This window comes from Bilophila wadsworthia ATCC 49260 (assembly GCF_000701705.1).
Lineage (GTDB): Bacteria > Desulfobacterota > Desulfovibrionia > Desulfovibrionales > Desulfovibrionaceae > Bilophila > Bilophila wadsworthia.
Window position 1 is genome coordinate 1 of sequence record NZ_JNJP01000134.1, and the last position, 6,734, is coordinate 6,734.

Consider the following 6,734-nt stretch of genomic DNA (forward strand, 5'->3'; position numbering starts at 1 on the left):
TTTGTTTTGCCCGAAGCCCATCCCCATCACAGGCAACCCCTTCCCAAGCCCCAGGCTAGGCGCAAGCCCCTCCTGCTCTTTCTCCATCTCCCCCCCAGCTTCTTTTTCCTACAGCTTTACCCGCCCGGTTCGCTCCATAATTGGCTCATTCGCTTCCTCTCCACCTTTTGTATTCACTTAAGCAGAGGCCCGGAAAACCTCTGGGTAAGGCGGAGAGGTGTCCTCATAGAGATGCATGGCTCTCATGCCGTTTCCATGAAGAAAGGGCAGGAAAAGGGTAGGGACGTTCTCGGTAATTCCTCCCCTGCTACGTAAAGCCTGAGCCGTATAAAAAAGAGGGGGAAGGAAAAGCTCCTTCCTCCTCTTGGGACGTCCAACTTTTTGAGGTTGGGGCGCTCGAAGGATGGGCGGGGAGGAGAGATAATACCCCACACGTACTTTCTAGTGGGATTAGCCAGCTAGCTTTGTTTTGGAGATATGATTGCGATGGGGGATACTGCCCATAGAGGCGAGTAGGAGATAGAAAAGGTTCTTCACTGAAAATGTTCATTGATATTCGGTATACGAGGTATTTTGAAAGAGTACGAAATATCAATTTTTTAATATGCGCTCTATTTGTAAAGCCCATAGTCTGATTTTTTAAAATTTATTCGAATAATGAAAGAGTTGTTGACGCGGTAAAGGGCAACGTACCCTCACCCTTTCTGTATTAGAAGGGAACCAGGTATAAGCTGTTATGGCTATGTGTGAGCTGGATTATTTTTGCTAAGTATATTTTAGATCAGATTATTTTGAGTATAACACAGTGTCTTTTATTATAAAATATTCCCACTAAGTGCCCTAGATGAATATTTATTTTTCTTATATGCGAAAATCAGGTAAAATTCTAAAAGCATTCTCAAAGGAATTGCCTTGTATATTGGGTAATTTTCTGAAAGATGGAGATAGCATCTCTGTATGTTCAAGCAGATTTTGTTCATGGAAAAAATGTATTCCCCTGAGAGAGGGTATATACAGAGATACAAAAATGGCTTAGGTATGACCCGCACATTGTGATTACGTTTTACAGGAGTTGATATAATGATCAGCGATGCCGAACTTCTTAAGCTCGTTATGGATAGATACCCCGAACAGCCGGCTCAGTTTCTTATTGAACAGTTTACGGTCATGAAGGCGGGCCTCATTCAGGCTAATAACAAGCTCGCGGGCATGGATTCGGAGGCGCTCTCCGAATCGTTGTGTTGTGCTGAAGACGCTCAGAAAGAAGAAACCGTTTCCGAGCCGAGCGCTCCCAAGAAAAAATACACTCGCCGCAATCTGGTGGTGAAACCGGAAGAAGCTATCTCCGAACAGGAAATCGCTTGCTGCATTTGCGGTAAGACCTTTCAAAATTTGACCACCAAGCATATTCAGAGCCACGATCTGACTGTGGAAGAATATAAGAAATTGTGCGGCTATGGTCCGGAACAGAAATTGATCAGCAGCAAGCTGCTTAACAAGCTTCAGGCGAATGTCTTGAAGGCCCAGCAGGCCCGCGAAAAGAAAAAAGCGGAATAGTACCTGAATCCAATGAAGTAAAAGGCCGTCTCCTTTATGGCAGACGGTCTTTTTGTATTTGAGGGATGAGAGTTTTATTTTTTCCTATGGGCGGCTTTCGTGGATACGTAAACCCCGGCCAGGATGACGAGGCCGCCTGCGATGGCGATGGGCGTGAGGTGTTCGTCGAGGAGCAGCCATGAAGCGAGCATCGTAATGAGAGGCATGAGGTAAATGAAATTATTGACCGCGACCGGGCCGATTTTCCAAATGATTTTGCTCCAAATCAAAAAGCAGAGCGAAGATGCAATGACGCCGAGGAAGATCAGGTTGAGGTAGGTAGTTGGCTGCCAGAGGCGTGAAAAGTCGTAACGGAAATCGCCGAACGCGAGAACCGGGAGCATGGTGACGATAGCGTAAAAGAAGATTTTACGGGTGATGTAGATCCCGTTGTAGCGATTGCCGATTTTTTTGACGAGGGTGGAGTAGAATGCCCAGGAGAGCGCTGCTGCAATGGCAAGGAAATCGCCTATCGGATGAAGCTTTAGGATGAAGTGCCCGTTGAAGATGACGAGGAAAACTCCCAAAAACGCAATACAGAAGCCTGCGGCGAGTTGCCTGTTGAACGGCTCTCCTGTCGTCAGAAAACGGGCCACTATGGCAGTCAGCATGGGCGTCGTCGCGAGGAGCAGCCCAACGTTGGAAGCCATGCTGTATTTGAGGGCATAGTTTTCCGTCAGGAAATAAAGGGTACTGCCAAAGATCCCCGCTCCCGCGAACAGCAGTTCCTCACGAAATCCTCCGGACGGATGACGGTGCGGATACGCGGCGAGGAGGACGAGGTAGGCGAGCACATGCCGGTAAAACATGATTTCCTCCGGGCTAAGGCTGTGCAGGAGGATTTTGGTGGAAACGAACGTCGTACTCCATACCGTGATGACGGCGACGGCGATGATATAACAGCCGATCTTGCTTTGCATGGGAGGCCGATCCGGGATTGCATTGTCGCCCGGTACGCGGCCGCGTGCCGGAAGGAGCCGTCTTGTGCGGCGCGTCACCGTGTAGCATATAAGCCCATGAAAGTCGCGCGGGCTTTCATCATCAACTTGTTGCCGTTTCGTATCATATGGTCAGACAAGGCAAAACCAAGAATGTTATTCTGATCTAACATGCTTAATTTAATTGTTATTTATACAATGACAAACGGATTTAAAAGGTCTAAGATACTCCTCATCTCGTTGTGAGCGAAGATTCAAAACCTGATCGATTGCCTCGAGCAGGTGCCTACCAAGGAGGGTATCATGACGGAACTCACTCAATACGTGTATGCCTTTGACAAGGCGAATGAACCCATTGCACGCGCCAAAGACGGGGATGAATTCTCGTTCCGCACACTGGATTGCTATTCCGGCCAGGTTTGTACGGAAGAAGACATTGTCGGTGAATCGTTCAACTTTTCGCGTACCAACCCGGCGACGGGGCCGCTCTATGTGGAAGGGGCCATGCCCGGCGACGTGCTCGTCGTGGATGTGCTGTCCGTTGAAGTGGCGGATAAGGGCGCCGTCACCACCATCCCGAACATCGGTCCGCTGTATGACCGGTGCGTGGACCGTACCCGCATCCTTCCCGTGAAGGACGGCAAGACGGAACTCGGCGGCCTGAGCATTCCGATCAACCCGATGATCGGCGTCATGGGCGTTGCCCCGGCTGGAGAACCCATCGCCTGCGGCTATGCCGGAAAGCACGGCGGCAACATGGACTCCAAGAAGCTCACTGCGGGCAGCCGGGTGTATCTGCCTGTGCAGGTTGAAGGCGCGTTGCTCCAGATGGGCGACATCCATGCCGTCATGGGCGACTGCGAACTGTGCGGCACGGGGCTTGAAATCGGCGGGGTCATCACCGTCCGCGTGAGCGTGCTGAAGGGCCGCAAGCTTGATTGGCCCGTTATCGAAACGGCCGATGCCTGGCATGTCGTGAGTGCCCGCAAGGATTATACTTCCGCGCTTATCGACGCTTCCGCGCAGATGCAGGAACTCGTCTGCGCCGCCTACGGCCTCGATCCCACGGACGCCTATCTGTACCTGTCCCTTGAGGGCGACGTGTGCATCAATCAAGGCTGCCAGCCTTGCCCTGTGGAAATCGTGCTCCGCATCTCCGTGCCCAAGCGCTCTGATAAGCCGCTGTTGTAAGAATTCCGGGAGGAGAGCCCTTTTGTGGCTCTCCCCCCGTGATTGCTTTTCCTCCTCGCAATGAAGGAGGGGAAAAATATGTCTCCAGTTTTCCGAACGGGGAAAACGGGGGGAAACGAGAGGGGACGGCTTCACCCGAGAGGGCGGGCCGTTTTGTATAAGGGAAGCGAGGGGCGCGCCCCAGCGTTTCCGGAGGGAAGCCCGCCCGGGGAGAGGGTCCACGGGCGGACGTTCCGGCGCGTTTGTTTCGTGCCGCGAGCGTTGAGTCAACATTTGTGGAGGTTACAATGGCTGAAGAAAAAGGGTCCGTCGAACAATTCGGGTACAAGCAGGAACTGCACCGTACCCTGAGCCTGTGGGATTTGACCGTCTACGGCTTGCTGTTCATGGTCATCATCGCCCCGCACAGTATCTTCGGATACGTGAACCGGGATGCGCAGGGCATGGCGCCTCTCGTGTATCTGGTAGGCTTCTGCGCCATGTTCTTTACGGCGCTGTCCTACGTCCAGATGGCGAAACGCTTCCCCATCGCCGGGAGCGTGTACTCGTACGTGCAGCGCGGCGTGAACCCGCATGTGGGCTTCCTCGCCGGGTGGCTCATCCTGCTCGACTATGTTTTTGTTCCCAGCCTGCTGTACATCTTTGTCGGCAACTGGTGCCAGAGCCTCATCCCGCAAATCCCGGGCTGGGTCTGGATTCTCATCTTCATCGCCGTGAACACGGCTATCAACATAAAGGGCATTGAGACCACGGCCCGCGTGGACATGTTCTTCTTCGTCGTTGAAATCGGCATCGTCCTGATCATCGTGATCGGCGGCCTCAAGTACGTGCTCGGCGGCGGAGGGGCCGGAGAGCTGACCATGACGCCCATCTATCAGGCGGACAAGGTCAACCTGACCTTCATTGCCACGGCCTGCACCATTGCGGCCTTGAACTTTACCGGTTTTGACGGCATCAGCACGCTGGCTGAGGAGGTTTCCGAACCTGAGAAAAACGTGGGCCGCGCCATCCTGATCGCGCTGGTCGTCATCGGTACGGTGTTCTTCCTACAGACCTACATCGTCTGCCTTATTGAACCTGATTACAATAAGTTCAATGCTTCCACGGCCCTGTTCGACGCCTGCGCCGTCGCCATCGGCGACTGGTTCCGCATCGTGCTGCTTGTGGTGAACATCCTTGCCGTGGGCATCGCCAACACCCTGAACGCGCAGGCCGCGTGCAGCCGTGTGCTGTTCTCCATGGGCCGTGACAGGCTGTTGCCCGGTGCCCTCGCCAAGGTGCACCCCAAGTTCCGTACGCCGTATGTCGCCATTCTGCTCATCGGCGTGGTATCGCTGGCCTGCACCATTATCTTCACCGACGAACAGCTTACCAAGCTCGTCAACTTCGGCGCGATCAGCTCTTTTATGATGCTGAACCTCGCGGTGATCTGGTTCTTCTTTGTGAAGGAACAGCGCCGCAGCGGTATGGACCTCGTCAACTACCTCGTCTACCCTCTGGTCGGTACGCTCATCCTGTTGTACGTTTGGAGCGGCTTTGACCATCTGACCCAGATCCTCGGCTTCAGCTGGCTTGCCGTGGGCATCGTCTTTGGCTACATCAAGTCCAAGGGCTACAAGGAAGTTCCCGATGCCTTCAAGAAGAGCATGATGTAACCGTTTCCGTTCTCGGAACGCTTGTTTGAGGCCGCCGGACGGATTTTTCCGCCGGCGGTCTCCGCTTCCGGGGCGTCTTTGAGGAGAAGCTATGCGCATTACTCGTGAGCGTCACGTCTACAGTTTGGGCGTCTCCGAACCCGTCGCGACGGTGACGGCACCCTGTTCGCTGACCGTGGAGACCTGCGATTGTTTCAACGGGCAGGTGACCGAGGATGGGCAACCGAAAGCCCGGCTCAATTTTTCGCATGTGAACCCGGCCACCGGCCCTATCGTGGTGGAAGGGGCGGAACCCGGCGACGTGCTCCGCGTGCATATCCGGGCCATCCGCCCCGAGAAGACCGGGGCGCTCATGACCGCGCCGGGCGCTGGAGCCCTGCCGGATCGGGTGAAGGGGGACACGCGCATCTGTCCCATAGCCGATGGGCATTTCACTTTTATGGGCGTGGAACTCCCCCTGAATCCCATGATCGGGGTCATCGGCGTGGCTCCGGCTGGCGAGTCTGTGCCCTGCGGCACGCCGGGGGATCACGGCGGCAACATGGATACCATCGGCATCCGTGAGGGCGCGATCCTGCGCCTGCCCGTTTTCGTGAAGGGCGCGTATCTTGGCCTTGGGGATCTGCACGCGGCGATGGGCGACGGGGAAGTCTCCGTAACCGGCCTCGAAGTTTTCGGTGAGGTGGATCTCGATCTTTCATTGGAGAAGGGCGCATCCTTGCCCTGTCCGCTGTTGCACGACGGCGATGAGGTTTCTTTCCTCGCCAGCGCCGAGACCGTGGACGGGGCGATCCATGCCTCGACGGGGTACATGCACGATTTCCTTCTTGCCAAGACGTCTCTCAATGCGGACGAGGCCCTCATGCTCATGAGCCTCTGCGGCCATGCCCGTATTTCCCAGATCGTCGACCCCCTCAAGACCGCCCGTTTCGCCATGCCCGTATCAGTGCTTGCGAAGTTTGGGGTTGTGGTGGAGTAGGGGAGATGAAGGTTGGGGAGGGGGAGGGTGGCATGTTGGAACTTTCCCGTATGGGGATGGGCCTGCTGGATGAGATTGTTTCGTTGGGTGCGCTGGCAGAGAAAAGTATCTCGGGAAAGTGTGGAAAGGTTTTCTGACGTGTTTCGGTTCCCCAACGCGTTTTTTGAAGAAAGATACCCTGTTGTTTTGATGGAATAAAAGCATGTTGGCGCAGGATCGATTTTGGCGGAAAGCCTGCGCGTGGCGTATGCCTGATTCCCGTGCCCGCGTCCGGGGTGCCGCCCCCCCCCACACCGGCCAAAAGTCTTTGGGGAAGGAGGGAGGAGGTTTGGAGGAGGGAGGAAGGCCCTTTCTCCAGAAAGGGCCTTCCTCCCT

At 54.7% G+C, this 6,734-nt stretch carries 5 protein-coding genes; 4 read left to right on the plus strand and 1 reads right to left on the minus strand.

Going from position 1 to position 6,734, the window contains the following annotated elements:
* The first annotated feature begins 1,080 nt into the window (after window positions 1–1,080).
* Entirely contained in the window at window positions 1,081–1,557 is a 477-nt protein-coding gene (locus T370_RS0120775) for a MucR family transcriptional regulator (RefSeq protein WP_034507382.1), read from the plus strand.
* A gap of 74 nt (window positions 1,558–1,631) precedes the next feature.
* Here the strand turns inward: T370_RS0120775 and T370_RS0120780 are convergent, their stop codons facing one another.
* A complete protein-coding gene (locus tag T370_RS0120780; protein ID WP_029436875.1) occupies window positions 1,632–2,516 on the minus strand; it encodes a DMT family transporter in 885 nt (294 codons plus the stop codon).
* Window positions 2,517–2,837: 321 nt separating this feature from the next.
* On the opposite strand from T370_RS0120780, the gene T370_RS0120785 reads away from it, so the two are divergent.
* The 3 genes from T370_RS0120785 (at window position 2,838) to T370_RS0120795 (ending at window position 6,359) form a co-directional block, all read left to right on the plus strand.
* Complete coding sequence (locus tag T370_RS0120785; RefSeq protein WP_005030202.1) at window positions 2,838–3,725, plus strand: acetamidase/formamidase family protein; 888 nt, start codon at window positions 2,838–2,840, stop codon at window positions 3,723–3,725.
* Between the two features lie 287 nt (window positions 3,726–4,012).
* Window positions 4,013–5,380, plus strand: coding sequence for an APC family permease (locus T370_RS0120790; protein WP_029436876.1), 1,368 nt, complete (start codon window positions 4,013–4,015; stop codon window positions 5,378–5,380).
* Between the two features lie 91 nt (window positions 5,381–5,471).
* A complete protein-coding gene (locus T370_RS0120795; protein WP_005030207.1) occupies window positions 5,472–6,359 on the plus strand; it encodes an acetamidase/formamidase family protein in 888 nt (295 codons plus the stop codon).
* The last annotated feature ends 375 nt before the right edge of the window (window positions 6,360–6,734 follow it).